General features: G+C 74.7%; 16 protein-coding genes, 1 tRNA gene and 1 riboswitch. Of the genes, 16 read left to right on the forward strand and 1 reads right to left on the reverse strand.

Features of this window, described 5'->3' with window-relative positions; translation table 11 throughout:
• The first annotated feature begins 272 nt into the window (after positions 1 to 272).
• From B5Y66_RS13925 to scpB, 5 genes are all read left to right on the forward strand, one after another.
• Positions 273 to 1,295, forward strand: coding sequence for a heme o synthase (locus B5Y66_RS13925; RefSeq protein WP_079575116.1), 1,023 nt, complete (start codon positions 273 to 275; stop codon positions 1,293 to 1,295).
• A 66-nt stretch (positions 1,296 to 1,361) separates the two neighbouring features.
• Positions 1,362 to 2,348 carry a site-specific tyrosine recombinase XerD gene (gene xerD / locus B5Y66_RS13930; RefSeq protein WP_079575117.1) on the forward strand — a complete coding sequence of 329 codons (987 nt, stop codon included), beginning with the start codon at positions 1,362 to 1,364 and terminating at the stop codon, positions 2,346 to 2,348.
• Between the two features lie 78 nt (positions 2,349 to 2,426).
• Positions 2,427 to 3,395: a ParA family protein gene (locus tag B5Y66_RS13935; protein WP_407656391.1), complete on the forward strand. Its 969-nt coding sequence runs from the start codon at positions 2,427 to 2,429 to the stop codon at positions 3,393 to 3,395.
• On the forward strand, positions 3,379 to 4,332 hold the full coding sequence (locus tag B5Y66_RS13940; protein ID WP_079575118.1) for a segregation and condensation protein A: 954 nt from the start codon (positions 3,379 to 3,381) through the stop codon (positions 4,330 to 4,332). Before B5Y66_RS13935 ends, B5Y66_RS13940 begins: the two co-directional genes overlap by 17 nt.
• On the forward strand, positions 4,329 to 5,027 hold the full coding sequence (gene scpB, locus B5Y66_RS13945; RefSeq protein WP_079575119.1) for an SMC-Scp complex subunit ScpB: 699 nt from the start codon (positions 4,329 to 4,331) through the stop codon (positions 5,025 to 5,027). Before B5Y66_RS13940 ends, scpB begins: the two co-directional genes overlap by 4 nt.
• Before the next feature lie 16 nt (positions 5,028 to 5,043).
• On the opposite strand, the gene B5Y66_RS13950 is transcribed toward scpB, so the two are convergent.
• On the reverse strand, positions 5,044 to 5,466 hold the full coding sequence (locus B5Y66_RS13950; RefSeq protein WP_079575120.1) for an organic hydroperoxide resistance protein: 423 nt from the start codon (positions 5,464 to 5,466) through the stop codon (positions 5,044 to 5,046).
• A 106-nt stretch (positions 5,467 to 5,572) separates the two neighbouring features.
• Here B5Y66_RS13950 and B5Y66_RS13955 point away from each other — a divergent pair, with 106 nt between their 5' ends.
• The 11 genes from B5Y66_RS13955 to B5Y66_RS14005 all read left to right on the forward strand — a co-directional run bounded on the left by B5Y66_RS13955 (position 5,573) and on the right by B5Y66_RS14005 (position 15,241).
• On the forward strand, positions 5,573 to 6,199 hold the full coding sequence (locus B5Y66_RS13955) for a TetR/AcrR family transcriptional regulator (RefSeq protein WP_079575121.1): 627 nt from the start codon (positions 5,573 to 5,575) through the stop codon (positions 6,197 to 6,199).
• A gap of 48 nt (positions 6,200 to 6,247) precedes the next feature.
• Positions 6,248 to 7,129, forward strand: coding sequence for a pseudouridine synthase (locus B5Y66_RS13960; RefSeq protein ID WP_079575122.1), 882 nt, complete (start codon positions 6,248 to 6,250; stop codon positions 7,127 to 7,129).
• A gap of 73 nt (positions 7,130 to 7,202) precedes the next feature.
• Entirely contained in the window at positions 7,203 to 7,907 is a 705-nt protein-coding gene (cmk, locus tag B5Y66_RS13965; RefSeq protein WP_245807116.1) for a (d)CMP kinase, read from the forward strand.
• A gap of 149 nt (positions 7,908 to 8,056) precedes the next feature.
• Positions 8,057 to 9,625 carry a ribosome biogenesis GTPase Der gene (gene der, locus B5Y66_RS13970; RefSeq protein ID WP_079575488.1) on the forward strand — a complete coding sequence of 523 codons (1,569 nt, stop codon included), beginning with the start codon at positions 8,057 to 8,059 and terminating at the stop codon, positions 9,623 to 9,625.
• A 26-nt stretch (positions 9,626 to 9,651) separates the two neighbouring features.
• Positions 9,652 to 10,695: a hypothetical protein gene (locus tag B5Y66_RS13975; protein WP_079575124.1), complete on the forward strand. Its 1,044-nt coding sequence runs from the start codon at positions 9,652 to 9,654 to the stop codon at positions 10,693 to 10,695.
• 42 nt (positions 10,696 to 10,737) lie between these two features.
• Entirely contained in the window at positions 10,738 to 11,178 is a 441-nt protein-coding gene (locus tag B5Y66_RS22555; protein ID WP_079575125.1) for a hypothetical protein, read from the forward strand.
• A gap of 91 nt (positions 11,179 to 11,269) precedes the next feature.
• Positions 11,270 to 11,399, forward strand: a riboswitch (FMN riboswitch).
• Between the two features lie 143 nt (positions 11,400 to 11,542).
• Entirely contained in the window at positions 11,543 to 12,610 is a 1,068-nt protein-coding gene (gene ribD / locus B5Y66_RS13985; protein ID WP_079575126.1) for a bifunctional diaminohydroxyphosphoribosylaminopyrimidine deaminase/5-amino-6-(5-phosphoribosylamino)uracil reductase RibD, read from the forward strand.
• 3 nt (positions 12,611 to 12,613) lie between these two features.
• Positions 12,614 to 13,240: a riboflavin synthase gene (locus B5Y66_RS13990; RefSeq protein WP_079575127.1), complete on the forward strand. Its 627-nt coding sequence runs from the start codon at positions 12,614 to 12,616 to the stop codon at positions 13,238 to 13,240.
• Entirely contained in the window at positions 13,237 to 14,592 is a 1,356-nt protein-coding gene (locus B5Y66_RS13995; RefSeq protein WP_079575128.1) for a bifunctional 3,4-dihydroxy-2-butanone-4-phosphate synthase/GTP cyclohydrolase II, read from the forward strand. The genes B5Y66_RS13990 and B5Y66_RS13995 overlap by 4 nt, the downstream gene beginning before the upstream one ends.
• Positions 14,589 to 15,116 carry a 6,7-dimethyl-8-ribityllumazine synthase gene (gene ribH / locus B5Y66_RS14000; protein ID WP_079575129.1) on the forward strand — a complete coding sequence of 176 codons (528 nt, stop codon included), beginning with the start codon at positions 14,589 to 14,591 and terminating at the stop codon, positions 15,114 to 15,116. The genes B5Y66_RS13995 and ribH overlap by 4 nt, the downstream gene beginning before the upstream one ends.
• A gap of 51 nt (positions 15,117 to 15,167) precedes the next feature.
• Positions 15,168 to 15,241, forward strand: a tRNA-Pro gene (locus tag B5Y66_RS14005).
• Positions 15,242 to 15,342 lie beyond the last annotated feature (101 nt).

A 15,342-nucleotide genomic window follows, 5' to 3' on the forward strand; every position in this document is an offset into this window, starting at 1 on the left:
TGGGCGGCCCGCTCTTCACCGTTGTGCAGCACCACCCTAGCGCCGCGCATTCCCACGGCGCCCGTCCCGGCTCCGTTCGTCCCACCAGTTGAGCGGCGCGCCACGGGGGCCGGACAATGTCCGGGGAGATGACGCCGTCGCGGGCATTTCTCACAGCCGCGGTGCAGCCGTCCGGGCCGCCCCGCCGCTGACCTCGGCGTACGATGAGGCGGCGACCCTCCCACGTCGCCCGAGCTCCCCGGATCCCCAGCCGAGAACGGACCAGCACGCGCGTGAGCACCACGAGCACCACGACGTCCCACCCGTCGACGCCGACCCGCGCGAAGGTGCGGGCCGAGCGGGAGCGTGCCGATGCCGACCGGGCGGAGCGCCGCGCTGCGGCACCGGGACCGGACGACGCGTCGGGCAAGGGGTGGCGCGACCGCGTCGGCGCGTACGTCGCGCTGACGAAGCCGCGCATCATCGAGCTGCTGCTCGTCACGACCCTGCCCACGATGATCCTCGCGCAGGGCGGGCTCCCGGACCTGTGGCTCGTGCTGCTCACCCTGGTGGGCGGCACCCTGGCCGCGGCGTCCGCGAACGTCTTCAACTGCTATCTGGACCGCGACATCGACCAGGTGATGAACCGGACGAAGCGGCGGCCGCTCGCCACCGGGGAGATCACCCCGCGCGCCGCGCTGGTGTTCGCCACCGTCCTGGGCGTCGTGTCGCTGCTGTGGTTCGCCCTCCTGGTCAACGTGGCCTCGGCCTGGCTGACCTTCGGAGCGATCGCGATCTACGTGGTCGGCTACACGATGATCCTCAAGCGGCGCACGCCGCAGAACATCGTGTGGGGCGGCATCGCGGGCTGCATGCCGGTCTTCATCGGCTGGGCCGCCGTCACCGGCTCGCTCAGCTGGGCGGCGGTCGCGCTGTTCGGCGTGATCTTCTTCTGGACGCCGCCGCACTACTGGCCGCTGTCGGTGAAGTTCAAGAAGGACTACGCCAACGCCGGCGTGCCGATGCTCCCGGTGGTCGCGTCCGACCGCCGCGTCGCGATCGAGATGGTCGCGCACACGGTCGCGATGATCGCCTGCTCGCTGGCGCTCGTGCCGCTCGCCGGGATGTCGTGGTTCTACACCGTCGTCGCGATCGCCTCGGGCGGCTGGTTCCTCTACCTCGTCATCGCGATGCTGCGCCGGGCCGGCCACCCCGAGCGGGGCAAGCTCGGCGCGATGAAGGTCTTCCACGGGTCGATCACGTACCTCACGGTGCTGTTCATCGCCGTCGCGGTGGACGTCTTCCTCCCCTTCTGAGCGGGCTCGACGGCACCCGGGCTCGGATCGACCCGCTCCGTCGGCGCCGCGGGGCATGATGTTCCGGTGCCCGACTCCTCGCCCGTCCCGCCCCTCCCGCCCGCGCTGGCGGCCGCGCTGCAGGACTACCTCGCGCACCTCGGCGTCGAGCGCGGGCTGTCGACCAACACGGTGGCGGCGTACCGCCGCGACCTCGGTCGCTACGCCCGCCACCTCGAGGCGACCGGTCGGTCGGGTCTCGACGACGTGGGGGAGCGCGACGTCGAGGACTACGTTCTGGTGCTGCGCCAGGGGTCGGACGACGGCGCCCCGCTGTCGCCGTCGTCCACCGCCCGTGCGCTGGCCGCGGTGCGCGGCTGGCACCGGTTCGCGCACGCCGAGGGCGTGACCCGCGCCGACCCGGCGTCCCAGGTGCACGCGCCGAGCGCCCTGCGGCGCCTGCCGCACGCGCTGTCGATCGACGAGATCGCCCGTCTGCTGGACGCCGCGGCCGCCGGCGACGGTGCGGTGCCGCTGCGCGACCGTGCGCTCCTGGAGCTCCTCTACTCGACCGGCGGCCGCATCAGCGAGGTCGTGGGGCTCGACATCGACGACGTCGACGGCCTGCTCGGTGACGGCGACGGCGACGAGGGCCCCCGTGCGGGGTCCGTGCGGCTGCGGGGCAAGGGCGACAAGGAGCGCGTGGTGCCGGTGGGCTCGTACGCCAGGACCGCGCTGGAGGCGTACCTGGTCCGTGCCCGGGCGCTGCTCGCGTCCGCCGGCCGGGGCACACCTGCCCTGTTCCTCAACACCCGCGGTGCGCGCCTGTCGCGCCAGAGCGCGTGGTCGGTGCTGCAGGCGGCGGCGGAGCGCGCCGGGCTGACGCAGCACGTGTCGCCGCACACGCTGCGGCACTCGTTCGCGACCCATCTGCTCGCGGGCGGCGCGGACGTGCGCGTGGTGCAGGAGCTGCTCGGGCACGCGTCGGTGACGACCACGCAGATCTACACGATGGTGACGCGCGACGCGCTGCGCGAGGTATACGCCGCGGCGCACCCGCGGGCGCTCGGCTGAACCGCCCCGGGACGCTTCCGGGGACGAAGGGCGGCGCGCCCGGCGTGCCGCCCGGGCCCGTCGAGGTGCTGGGGTAGCGTGGCGCAGGTGAGCGAGGGACTCGGGAGCGACACCATGACGCAGACGACCACGAGCGACGCCTCACCGGCCGCGGTCCCCGCGACCAGTCCCACCCCGGGCAGTCCGGCGGGCCAGGCCGAGGAGCCGCGCACCGACGTCGTCGGGCGGCCGCTGCCCGACTTCCGCGACCCGGCGCCGCTGGCGTCCCACGGGCCCGCGCGCATCGTCGCGATGTGCAACCAGAAGGGTGGCGTCGGCAAGACCACCACGACGATCAACCTGGGTGCGGCGCTGGCCGAGTACGGACGCCGCGTGCTGCTCGTCGACTTCGACCCGCAGGGCGCCGCGTCGGTAGGTGTGGGCGTCAGCCCCCACGACCTCGACCTCAGCGTCTACAACCTGCTCATGGAGCGTGACGTCGGCTTCGCCGACGTGCTGCAGCCCACGAACATCGAGGGCCTGGACGTGCTGCCGGCCAACATCGACCTGTCGGCCGCGGAGGTCCAGCTCGTCGGGGAGGTGGCCCGAGAGTCGGTGCTCGCCCGCGCGCTGCGCCCGGCGCTGGACGACTACGACGTCATCCTCGTGGACTGCCAGCCGTCGCTCGGCCTGCTGACGGTCAACGCCCTCACGGCGGCGCACGGCGTGCTCATCCCGCTCGAGTGCGAGTTCTTCGCCCTGCGCGGCGTCGCCCTGCTCGTGGAGACGATCGAGAAGGTGCGCGACCGGCTCAACCCGGCGCTGGAGATCGACGGCATCCTGCCGACCATGTACGACTCCCGCACCCTGCACTCGCGCGAGGTCGTCGCGCGGGTGCACGAGGCGTTCGGCGACACGCTGCTGCACACGGTCATCGGGCGCACGGTGAAGTTCCCCGACGCGTCCGTCGCCGCGGAGCCCATCACCAACTACGCCCCGACCCACGCCGGCGCCGCCGCGTACCGGCAGCTCGCGCGGGAGCTCGTCGCCCGTGGTGACGCTGCCTGACGTCGCCCCGGAGGCGGGGACGGCCGACGGCCCCGACGCCCGGCCGGGGTTCGAGGTGCACCTCGACAACTTCACCGGCCCGTTCGACCTGCTGCTCTCGCTGATCGCGAAGCGCGAGCTCGACGTCACCGAGGTGGCGCTCGCGGAGGTGACGGACGAGTTCGTCGCGCACATCCGGGAGGCCGAGGCCACCGCGCGCGCGGCGACGGCCCGCGGCGAGGAGCACCCGTCGTGGGACCTCGGCACGGCGAGCGAGTTCCTCGTGGTGGCGGCCACCCTGTTGGACCTCAAGGCCGCGCGACTGCTCCCGGGCGTCGTCGAGGAGGACGCCGAGGACCTGGAGCTGCTCGAGGCGCGGGACCTCCTCTTCGCCCGGCTGCTGCAGTACCGGGCGTACAAGGAGGTCTCCGGCATCCTCGCCGAGCTCCTCGAGACCGAGGGGCGCCGCGTGCCGCGCGCGGTGCCCCTCGAGCCGTACCTCACGGCGCTGCTGCCCGAGCTGGTGTGGACGCTCGACGGGGCACGCCTCGCGGAGCTGGCGGCCAAGGCGCTGGAGCCCAAGCCGCCGCCCGTCGTCGGGCTCGAGCACCTGCATGCCTCTGCCGTGAGCGTGCGCGAGCAGGCGGGCGTGGTGGCGCGGCGGCTGCGGCGCGAGCACGTCGCGACGTTCCGCGCGCTCGTGGCGGGGGAGGAGCGGCTGGTGGCGGTGGCGCGCTTCCTGGCCCTGCTGGAGCTCTTCCGCTCGGGCCGGGTCGCCTTCGAGCAGGCGACGGCGCTGGGGGAGCTCACCGTGCGGTGGACGGCGGACGACGACGGCGACCCGGACGAGGACGGCGTGCTCGCGGCCGGTTTCGAGGAGTTCGACGGGACGCCGCAGGAGGCGGGGCCGGTCCGGCCCGCCACGGGCGGACAGGACGTGACGGAGGTCGTGGCATGACGCAGGGGACGGACGCGGGCGAGGCTGCGGTGGAGGTGGGGGACGGACCCGACGCCCCGGAACCCAGGATCGACCTCGAGTTCGACGTCGACGACCTGCCCGGCGGCCTCGCGGCCGCGCTGGAGGCCGTGCTCATGGTCACCGAGTCGCCTGTTCCGGTGGAGCGGCTGGCGGTGGGCGTCTCCCGGCCGGTGCCGGAGGTGGCAGCGGTGCTCGAGGAGCTGGCCGCCGAGTACCGGGGGGCGACGGGCGGGCGGCCGCGGGGGTTCGAGCTGCGGGAGGGCGTCGACGGCTGGCGCGTCTACTCGGCGCGGGCGCAGGCCGATGTCGTGGGGGCGTTCGTGCTGGAGGGGCAGTCCTCCCGGCTGAGCCAGGCCGCCCTGGAGACCCTTGCCGTCATCGCGTACCGCCAGCCGGTCACGCGTGGTCAGGTGTCCGCGGTGCGCGGGGTGAGCGTCGACGGGGTGGTGCGGACGCTGCTCGCCCGAGGGCTGATCGCCGAGACCGGGCAGGACCCCATGACCGGCGCGGTGCTGTTCGGCACCACGGGGGAGTTCCTCGACCGCATGGGCTGGACGTCCTTGGACGCGTTGCCGCCGCTGGCTCCGCACCTGCCCGACGTGGGGGAGGCGATCGGCCTGGACCCGTCCTCGGCCCTCCGACGGGTGCTGGCGGAGGACGGGCCCGAGGCCTGACGGCGCGCGCGGACCGTCAGGCGACGGTGGCGTCGACGCTGACGTCGACGTTGCCACGCGTGGCGTTCGAGTACGGGCACACCTGGTGCGCGGCGGCCACGAGGGCGTCGGCCGTGGCCTGGTCGACGCCGCCCAGCTCGGCGTGCAGCGCCACGGCGAGCCGGAAGCCGCCCTCGTCCGTGGGCAGGAGAGACACCTCCGCGACGACCGCGGAGTCGGTCAGCGGCGCCTTCTGACGGCGGGCGACGAGCTTGAGCGCGGAGTGGAAGCAGGCGGCGTACCCAGCGGCGAAGAGCTGCTCGGGGTTGGTGGCCCCGCCGGCACCGCCCATCTCCTTGGGGATCGCGAGGTCGACGTCGAGCAGGCCGTCGTCGGTCCGCGAGCGGCCGTCCCGACCCTCGCCGGTGGCGGTCGCGACTGCCGTGTAGATCGCGCTCATGATGCTCCCTCTCGGTAGAGTTACTAGTTCGTCTACTAGACCATGCGGAGACCGTCGCCGCAAGCAGCCGATCCGCGGCGCCGGGCGGACGTGAGAGGTTGGGCCGATGGGAACGAGTGCGGCAGCGGGTGCGGGGTCCGGGCGCGCCCCGGCGGTGCGCGGGCAGGTGCGCGGGCGGATCCTCGAGGCGGGGAGCCGGCTCCTCTATGCCGAGGGCATCCGTGCCGTGAGCGCGGACCGGGTGATCGCGGCGGCCGGCGTGTCGAAGGTCACGTTCTACCGGCACTTCCCGAGCAAGGACGACCTGGTCGTGGCGTACCTGCAGGAGCTCGCGGCCGCGGAGCGAGAGCAGCTCGAGCGGCTCCGCGCCGAGCACGTCGGAGACGCCCCGGCCACGCTGGGGGCGCTCGCCGCGGCCCTCGGCGACGTGGCGCGGGGCGAACGGTTCCGCGGCTGCGCGTTCGTCAACGCCGGGGCCGAGTTCGCCGACCCGTCGCACCCCGTGCGCCGCGCGGTGGCCGCCCATCGTGCCTGGTACGCGGGTTTCTTCACCGACGTCGCGCGGGACGCAGGCGCCGACGACCCCCGCGCCGCGGCCGCCGAGCTGATGATGCTGCGCGACGGCGCGATGGTGTGCGGGGACGTCGACGACGCGGACGCCGTGGAGCCGCGGCTCTCCTCGGCGTTCGGGGCCGTGCTCGCCGCGCACCGTCGGGCCACGTCCCGGGCCTGACCGCCCGTCGTCGAGCGCGCCCCGGCCGACCTGAGAGAATCGGTCACCATGAGCACCGAACGCCGCGGCGGGAGCCGCCGCACCAACCGCCCCCAGGGCCCCGCACAGCGCCAGCAGCGGCCGCAGCGCCCGCGCGGCGCCGCCGCCACCCGTCGTCCCGCCCCTTCGCGCGGATCCGAGCCGGAGCACGACGTCCACGTCGCCGACGGCGTGCGGCTGCAGAAGGTGCTCGCCCAGGCCGGCCTCGGCTCGCGCCGCAAGTGCGAGGAGCTCATCGCGGCGGGGCACGTGGAGGTGGACGGCGTCCTCGTGACGGAGCTCGGCGTGCGCGTGGACCCGGCGAAGGCCGTCGTCCACGTGGACGGGATGCGCGTGCAGCTCGACGCATCGAAGATCACGATCGCGCTCAACAAGCCTCTCGGCGTGGTGTCCACGATGAGCGACCCGGAGGGCCGCCCGACGCTCGCCGACCTCGTCAAGGACCGGTCGGAGCGGCTGTTCCACGTCGGTCGGCTCGACGTCGACAGCGAGGGCCTGCTGCTGCTCACCAACGACGGCGAGCTGGCGAACCGGCTCGCGCACCCCCGGTACGAGATCCGCAAGACCTACCTGGTGACGGTCGCGGGCGGCGAGTTCTACCCCCGCCACGGCAAGCAGCTGACCGACGGTGTCGAGCTCGAGGACGGCCTCGCCCGCGCCGACAAGGTGCGCGTGGTCGACGCGGTCCCCGGTGCCACGATGCTCGAGGTGGTGCTGCACGAGGGGCGCAACCGCATCGTGCGCCGCATGCTCGACGCCGTCGGGTTCCCCGTGACACGCCTGGTGCGTACGCGGATCGGCCCCATCGCCCTCGGTGACCTGCGCGTCGGGCGCTCGCGGGTGCTCGGGCGCACCGAGCTCGGCACGCTCATGCGCGACGTCGACATGTGACGCGGCGCCCTTCCGTACCCGTCCCTCGCAGTCCCCAGAAGTCCCGCGCGGCAGCCCCGCGCGACAACAGAAGGTGAGCACACACGTGGTCGTCATCGCCGTCGACGGTCCCTCCGGGTCCGGCAAGTCCAGCGTCTCGAAGGCGGTGGCGGCCCGGCTGGGGCTCGCCTACCTCGACACGGGCGCCATGTACCGGGCCGCGACGCTGTGGTGCGTCGACGGGGGGACGGACCTCGCCGACCAGGCCGCCGTGGCGTACGCGGTGCGTGGCATGCCTCTGGAGATGGGCGTCGACCCGGCCGCGCCGACCGTGCACCTGGGCGGCCGCGACGTCGCCGCGGCCATCCGCGCCACCGAGGTGTCCACCGCGGTCTCGCAGGTCGCCACCAACCTCGAGGTCCGCGCGGAGCTGCGCCGTCGCCAGCGCGCCGTCATCGAGGCCGAGAACGCTCCGGGCGGCTTCTCCGGGGGGCAGGGCATCGTCGCCGAGGGGCGCGACATCACCACCGTCGTCGCCCCGGACGCCGATGCCCGCGTGCTGCTCACCGCGAGCGAGGAGGCCCGGCTGCGCCGACGTTCCCTCGAGGTGCACGGTGCCGCGGACGCGTCGGCCGTCGAGGCCACGCGCGACCAGGTGCTGCGCCGCGACCGCGACGACTCGACCGTGAGCCAGTTCCAGGTCGCGGCCGACGGCGTCGCCACCGTCGACTCCTCCGACCTGGACTTCGATCAGACGGTCGACGCCGTCCTCGCGGTGGTCGCCCAGGTCACGGCCTGACCCGACGGGTCCGGCGTTCGCCCGACCCGACATGCCCCCGCCGCCCGGCCCTGGCTCCACGGGTCGCCCACGCTTCGTCGCGGGGCCCGAGGGCTCGGTGACGGGGGTCTCGTTCGTGACAGGCCGCTCGGCCTGGGAGAATGGTGCGCATGACCACTCCCGCCGACGGCTCCGTGCCTGCTGCCGAGCCCACCGACGACCCCACCGCCGAGCTCGCGCCCCCGGCCGAGGCTCCCGGTCAGGAGCCGGGCCGCGACGCCGTGGCGGAGGTCCTCGAGTCCGACGACGACGAGGCGCGCGAGCGCGCCCTGCGCGCCGGGCTGGAGGACTTCGAGCTCGATGAGGCCGACCGCGCCCTGCTGGACGCCGAGTGGGACGAGGAGGGCTTCGGACCGGGCGAGGCACCGCTGCCCGTGCTCGCCGTCGTGGGACGCCCCAACGTCGGCAAGTCGACCCTCGTCAACCGCATCCTCGGACGCCGCGAGGCCGTCACCGAGGACACCCCGGGTGTCACCCGCGACCGGGTGAGCTACCCCGGCGAGTGGGCCGGCCGCGAGTTCACCCTCGTGGACACGGGCGGTTGGGAGGTCGACGTCGCGGGCATCGAGTCCAAGGTCGCGGAGCAGGCGGAGGTCGCCGTCGAGCTGGCCGACGCCGTGATCTTCGTCGTCGACGCCACCGTGGGCGCGACGTCGACCGACGAGCGCGTGGTGGAGCTGCTGCGCCGTTCGGGCAAGCCCGTCGTGCTGTGCGCCAACAAGGTGGACGGCCCGTCCGGCGAGGCCGACGCGGCCTACCTGTGGGCGCTCGGCCTGGGCGAGCCCCACCCCGTCTCCGCGCTGCACGGGCGTGGCACGGGCGACCTGCTCGACGCGGCCATGAAGGTGCTGCCCGCGGTCTCCGAGCACGGGGAGCTGCGGCCCGCCGGCCCGCGCCGCGTCGCGCTCGTCGGGCGCCCGAACGTCGGCAAGTCGTCGCTGCTGAACAAGATCGCCGGCGCTCAGCGTGTCGTCGTCGACGAGGTCGCGGGCACCACGCGGGACCCGGTCGACGAGCTCGTCCTGATCAAGGGCGTGCCCTACTGGTTCGTCGACACCGCGGGCATCCGCCGCCGCGTGCACCAGACGCGCGGCGCGGACTTCTACGCGTCCCTGCGCACGCAGGCCGCCATCGAGAAGGCCGAGGTGGCGGTGGTCCTCGTCGACGCCTCGCAGCCGATGACGGAGCAGGACACGCGCGTCATCTCGCAGGCTGTGGACGCGGGGCGCGCGCTCGTCATCGCGTACAACAAGTGGGACCTCATGGACGACGACCGTCGCCCGTACCTCGAGCGCGAGATCGAGAAGGACCTGGTGCAGGTGCAGTGGGCGCCGCGCGTCAACGTCTCCGCGCGCACCGGCTGGCACACCGACAAGCTGACGCGCGCGCTCGAGACCTCCCTGGAGTCCTGGGACACCCGCATCCCCACCGGCCGTCTCAACGCGTTCCTCGGCGAGCTCGTCGCCGCGCACCCGCACCCGCTGCGCGGCGGGAAGCAGCCGCGCATCCTGTTCGGCACGCAGGCCGCGACGCGGCCGCCCCGGTTCGTCATCTTCGCCACGGGGTTCCTCGAGGCCGGCTACCGCCGCTTCATCGAGCGCCGCCTGCGCGAGACCTTCGGCTTCGAGGGCTCGCCCATCGAGATCAGCGTCCGCGTGCGGGAGAAGCGCCGCCGGTGACCCGATGAGCTCGCGATGAGCTGCCGATGAGCACCGCCCCGCTGGGCCGCAGGGGTCGCCTGCTGCGCCTGGGCGCGGCGCGCGACACCTCTGCCGTGCGCCACCTCGTGACGTTCCTCGTGGTGTCCGTGGCGACGGTGCTGGTGACGCGCTTCCTGCTCGCCGCCTCCGGGTACCCGCAGGTGGGCGGCGGCGGGCTGCACGTGGCGCACGTCCTGTGGGGCGGCCTCGGCATGGCGCTCGCGGTGGTGGTGCTGCTGTCGTGGGTCGGCCCGGCGCCGCGGTCGTTGGGTGCGGTGCTCGGCGGGATCGGGTTCGGGCTGTTCGTCGACGAGATCGGCAAGTTCGTCACGTCCGACAACGACTACTTCTATGCGCCGACCGCGGCGCTCATCTACGCCGTCGTGGTGGTGCTCGTGCTGCTCGTCGAGGCCCTGCACGGACGGCGGGCGCACCACCCGGCGGAGTATCTCGCGGTGGCGACAGACCGGGCCGTCGCGGGCGTCGCGGGCGGCTTCACCGACGCGGACCGCGCCGAGGCGCGCGCGCTCGTGGAGCGCGGGCAGGGCGAGCCCGGTGCCGCGGAGGTGGCCGCGCTGGTCGAGGCGGTCCCGCGGGACGACGTGACCGTGCCCGACCCGGTGCGCGCGCTCGTGCGTCGTGCCTCGGCGTGGTTCGCGGACGCCATGGAGCACCGGTGGGCGGCCGCCGTGGTGACGGTCGCCGTGCTGGGTACCGCGGCCGGGTCGCTCGTGGTCGGGCTGCGCGTGCTGACCGGGGAAGTGGACGTGCCGACGTGGGTCGGTGCGGGCATCCTCGCGGCCGTAGCCACGACGGTCGGTTGCGTGGTGCGAGCGCTGGTCGTCGGGCGGGGTGATCACCGGGCCGGGGCCGTCTGGGTGCGGCGCGGGGTGCTGGTCAGCCTGCTCGTGACGCAGCTCCTCGCGTTCCGGGCCGTGCAGTGGGTCGCGGTCGCCGGGCTGGTCGTGGACCTGCTGGTGCTCGTCGCGCTCGGGGTAGCGCTCGGGCGCGACGACGAGCGCCGCACCACGCGGCCGCGGGGCCGCTGACCGGCGTCGCGCCCGCCGGTCTGCGGGCCTAGGGTCGATGGCGTGATCACCCGCGAGGAGCTGGACCGCCGTTCGGGTGCCGCTGACGGAGGCGACGAACGGACCCTTCCGCTGCTCACCCTGGCGGAGTTCTTCGACGGCAACGACGACGAAGAGTCGCTCGCCCCGAACCAGTGGGGCGACGGGCGTCCGCCGCTCGCGGACGTCCGGCAGCGCCTGGAGCACCTCGCCGCGCGCGACGGCGTCGCCTGGGTGCGGGTCGAGCTGCACGAGGAGTCCGTCGAGGACGACGCCGGCTGGATCGCCGCGGAGGCGGTCGCCGTGTGCACGACGCTCGTGCCCGAGGAGGTCGAGGACCTGGTCGGCGCGGACGAGCTGCAGGCCGACGGCGTGGTCGAGGGGTACGTCTACCCCGAGGACTGGTTCAGCGAGATCCCCGAGGTGCCCGAGGGGTACCGGGTGCTCTCCCTCGTCTGGGACTGACGCGGCGCCCGGCTCGCGGTGAGACGTACGCCACTCGGGCTTGCCAGTGCCGCTCCCGGCGTGGCACGGTCGGCGGTGACGAGCGAAAAGCTCGCGTGCTCTGGGGTCGGTGAAAATCCGAGCCGGCGGTGATAGTCCGCGACCCGGTCACATCCTGTGACCGGTTGACCAGGTGGAACTCCTGGACCGACGGTCAAAGTCCGGATGGGAAGCGCACGCGGCGGCTCCCCGTCCGGTCCGTTCCCGGCCCCTCGTGGGCCGGCCCACCCGTCGTGGTGGTGGTCGCGGCCGGCCGGTGCGAGCACGTCCGACCCTGCCTTTCCTGCACCCCGGGGTCCGCGACCGGACGACAGGGGCAGGACGGATGGGTGCCACCACGGCAGAGCGCGCAGCGATGCGGCGTGCGCTCGAGCTGGCCGCACAGGTGCCGGCACGCGGCCCGAACCCTCGTGTCGGGTGCGTGCTCCTCGACGCGGACGACTCGACGATCTCGGAGGGCTTCCACCGGGGTGCGGGCACGCCCCACGCCGAGGTCGAGGCGCTACGGCGCGCGTCCGAGTCCCGCGGCCCGGGTGCCGCCCGCGGCGCGACCGCCGTCGTCACCCTCGAACCCTGCAACCATCACGGCCGCACCGGGCCGTGCGTCGACGCCCTCCTCGGGGCCGGTGTCGCGCGCGTCGTGCACGCCCAGCAGGACCCGAACCCCGCCGCGTCGGGCGGCGCCGCCCGGCTGCGCGCCGCGGGCGTGGATGTCCTCGGCAGCGTGCTGGCCGACGAGGCGCGCGCCCTGAACGCGACGTGGTCGCGCGCGCTGGAGCTGGGCCGCCCTGTCGTCACCTGGAAGGTCGCGAGCACGCTCGACGGCCGGGCCGCCGCCGCGGACGGCACGTCGCGCTGGATCACGGGGCGCGCGGCCCGGCACGGCGTCCACCGCCTGCGCGCCGGGGTGGACGCCGTCGTGGTCGGCACGGGCACCGTCCTCGCCGACGACCCCGACCTCACCGTGCGGCACGCGCCCCTCACCGGGCAGCAGCCCGAACGGGTCGTCGTGGGGCTGCGCGACCTGCCCGCCTCCTCCCGTCTCGCGCGGGCTGCGGCCGCGGGCGAGGCCGTGATGCAGCTGCGCACCCACGACCCGCACGAGGTGCTGGACCTGCTCTGGTACCGCGAGCATCGCCACGTGCTGCTGGAGGGCGGCCCGGCGCTCGCGGCCGCCTTCTGGCGTGCGGGCCTGGTCGACGACGTCGTCGCGTACGTCGCGCCCGTGCTGCTCGGGAACGGCGCGTCCGCCGTCGCGGACCTCGGCATCGGCACGATCGCCGACGCCGCCCGGCTCGACCTGCTCGACGTCGCCGTCCTGCCGCGCGACCCGGAGGACCCCACCGACACCCCCACCGTGCGGCTCACCCTGCGGCCGCGGAAGGAGCGCTGAGCCATGTTCACCGGAATCGTGGAGGAGCTCGGCACCGTCGTCGCGGTGCGCGAGCACGCCGACGGCGCGCGCCTCACCGTCGCGGCCGAGACCGTGCTGGACGGCGTCCGGCTCGGCGACTCGATCGCCGTCGACGGCTGCTGCCTCACCGTCGCGGAGACCGGCGAGCACGACGGCCGGCCGACCTGGACCGCCGACCTCATGGCCGAGACCCTGGCACGCACCGGCCTCGGCGCCCGGCGGCCCGGCGACCCGGTCAACCTCGAGCGGGCGCTCGCGGCGGACGGGCGGTTCGGCGGGCACGTCGTGCAGGGGCACGTCGACGGGGTCGGCACGGTGCTCGCCCGCACGCCGGGCACGCAGTGGGAGGTCGTCGAGGTCGCGCTGCCGGCGGAGCTCGCGCGGTACGTCGTGGCGCAGGGCTCGATCGCCGTCGACGGCGTGAGCCTCACCGTGGTGAGCGCCGGCGAGGAGTCGTTCACCGTGAGCCTCATCCCGGAGACGCGCGCCCGCACGACGCTCGGCGCCCGCGCCGTGGGTCAGCACGTCAACCTCGAGGTCGACGTGCTGAGCAAGTACGTGGAGCGTCACCTCGCCCACGGGCCGGTCGGCGCGGAGGGCGCACGATGAGCGCGGCCGCGGGCGCGGCGACGCGGGGGGCGCCGGAGCGTGTCGCCCGGGCGATCGCCGACGTCGCGGCAGGGCGACCCGTCGTCGTCGCGGACGACGCCGACCGGGAGAACGAGGGGGACCTCATCCTCGCCGCCGACGCCGCGACGCCCGAGCTCATGGGCTTCCTGGTGCGGCACACGAGCGGCCTGGTGTGCGTGGGGGTGGCGGGCGACCAGCTGGACCGGCTCGGCCTGCCGCTCATGGTCGAGGCCAACCAGGACGCCTACCGCACCGCGTACACCGTGACGGTCGACGCCGCCGCCGGCGTGACGACCGGCATCTCCGGCGCGGACCGGGCGCGCACCGCGCGGCTGCTCGCCGCCCCGGCGACCGCGCCCGGCGATCTCACCCGGCCCGGGCACGTGCTGCCGCTGCGCGCCCGCCCCGGCGGCGTGCTGGAGCGCCGGGGTCACACGGAGGCCGCCGTCGACCTGGCCCGCCTCGCCGGCCGCGGCGCGGCCGGCGTCCTCGCCGAGCTCGTGCACGACGACGGCACCATGATGCGGCTGCCCGCGCTGCGGGAGTTCGCCGCCGAGCACGGCCTCACGCTGATCAGCGTGGCCGACCTCGCCGCCTACCGGCGCACCACCGAGGTGCTCGTCGAGCGGGTGGCGGTCACGACCCTGCCCACCCGGCAGGGCGAGCTCACCGCCGTCGCCTACCGGGACATCCGCACCGGCGACGAGCACGTCGCCCTGGTGGCCGGGGGCCTCGACGCCCTGGCTGACCCAGGGCGCGGCCCCGTCCTGACGCGAGTGCACTCCGAGTGCCTCACCGGCGACGCGTTCGGCAGCCTGCGGTGCGACTGCGGGCCCCAGCTCGACGAGTCGCTGCGCCGGGTCGTCGAGGAAGGCCGAGGGGTCGTCGTCTACCTGCGCGGGCACGAGGGCCGGGGCGTCGGCCTGGCCGCCAAGCTCGCCGCGTACGCGCTGCAGGACGACGGCCGCGACACCGTCGACGCCAACCTCGACCAGGGGCTGCCCGCCGACGCCCGCGACTACACCGCCGCCGCGCACGTGCTGCGCGACCTCGGCGTCCCCGGCGTGCGGCTCCTCACCAACAACCCCGCCAAGGTGGACGGCCTGACCGCCGGGGGAGCGGACATCGTCGAGCGGCTGCCGCTCGTGCTGCCGACCCACCCGCGCACGCTCGGCTACCTGCGTACCAAGCGCGACCGCATGGGCCACGACCTGCCGCACCTGAGCGACGCCATGTCGCGGGGCGACCGCCCGACCGATCCCGACACCGGAGGAACGACGATGCCCGACCCGCTGACCACCGCCTCGATCTCCGCCGGAGCCACCCGATGAGCGGCGCCGGCGCCCCCGTCGCCGCCCCCGTCGACTGTTCCGACCTGAAGGTCGCCGTCGTCGCCGCGAGCTGGCACGAGACCGTGATGGACGGCCTGCTCGACGGCGCGCTGCGGGCCTGCACCGACCACGGTGTCGTCTCCCCGCGTGTCGTGCGCGTGCCCGGGTCGTTCGAGCTGCCCGTCGCCGCGCAGGCGCTCGCGGCGGCCGGCTACGACGCGGTCGTCGCGCTGGGCGTCGTGATCCGCGGCGGCACGCCGCACTTCGACTACGTGTGCGCCGCCGCCGCCGACGGCCTGAACCGGGTGGCGCTCGACCACACCGTGCCGGTGGGCTTCGGGCTGCTGACGTGCGACGACGAGCAGCAGGCCCTCGACCGTGCCGGGCTGGACGGCTCGCGCGAGGACAAGGGCTACGAGGCCGCGGCCGCAGCGCTCGCCACCGCGCGCGTCCTCGGCGAGGTCCGCGAGACGCGGCCGGCCGACCCTCGCGTCGATGCAGGAGCAGCGTCCGACCTGGGGTAGTATTTCGGTCGGCCCTGCGGGGTGGTGCTCCGGCATCACGTGTGGGGCCGACGGGCTGTGGCGCAGCTTGGTAGCGCACCTGACTGGGGGTCAGGGGGTCGCAGGTTCAAATCCTGTCAGCCCGACAGATGTGATCGTTCAAGACAATGGGGAGACCCGGGCCTACGGCGGTAGGTCCGGGTCTTTTCGTCGCTGACGTTGTCGTCGGTGCCGAGCTCTACGGTCT

It is taken from the genome of Krasilnikoviella flava, from assembly GCF_900167525.1.
Classification (GTDB): domain Bacteria; phylum Actinomycetota; class Actinomycetes; order Actinomycetales; family Cellulomonadaceae; genus Isoptericola; species Isoptericola flavus.

Bases quoted from the DNA above. Each gene is read 5' to 3' on its own strand.
- scpB (WP_079575119.1), top strand. From the start codon at position 4,329: ATGACGCAGGGGACGGACGCGGGCGAGGCTGCGGTGGAGGTGGGGGAC.
- B5Y66_RS13950 (WP_079575120.1), bottom strand. From the start codon at position 5,466: ATGAGCGCGATCTACACGGCAGTCGCGACCGCCACCGGCGAGGGTCGG.
- B5Y66_RS13955 (WP_079575121.1), top strand. From the start codon at position 5,573: ATGGGAACGAGTGCGGCAGCGGGTGCGGGGTCCGGGCGCGCCCCGGCG.
- B5Y66_RS13960 (WP_079575122.1), top strand. From the start codon at position 6,248: ATGAGCACCGAACGCCGCGGCGGGAGCCGCCGCACCAACCGCCCCCAG.
- der (WP_079575488.1), top strand. From the start codon at position 8,057: ATGACCACTCCCGCCGACGGCTCCGTGCCTGCTGCCGAGCCCACCGAC.
- B5Y66_RS13975 (WP_079575124.1), top strand. From the start codon at position 9,652: ATGAGCACCGCCCCGCTGGGCCGCAGGGGTCGCCTGCTGCGCCTGGGC.
- ribD (WP_079575126.1), top strand. From the start codon at position 11,543: ATGGGTGCCACCACGGCAGAGCGCGCAGCGATGCGGCGTGCGCTCGAG.
- B5Y66_RS13990 (WP_079575127.1), top strand. From the start codon at position 12,614: ATGTTCACCGGAATCGTGGAGGAGCTCGGCACCGTCGTCGCGGTGCGC.
- B5Y66_RS13995 (WP_079575128.1), top strand. From the start codon at position 13,237: ATGAGCGCGGCCGCGGGCGCGGCGACGCGGGGGGCGCCGGAGCGTGTC.
- ribH (WP_079575129.1), top strand. From the start codon at position 14,589: ATGAGCGGCGCCGGCGCCCCCGTCGCCGCCCCCGTCGACTGTTCCGAC.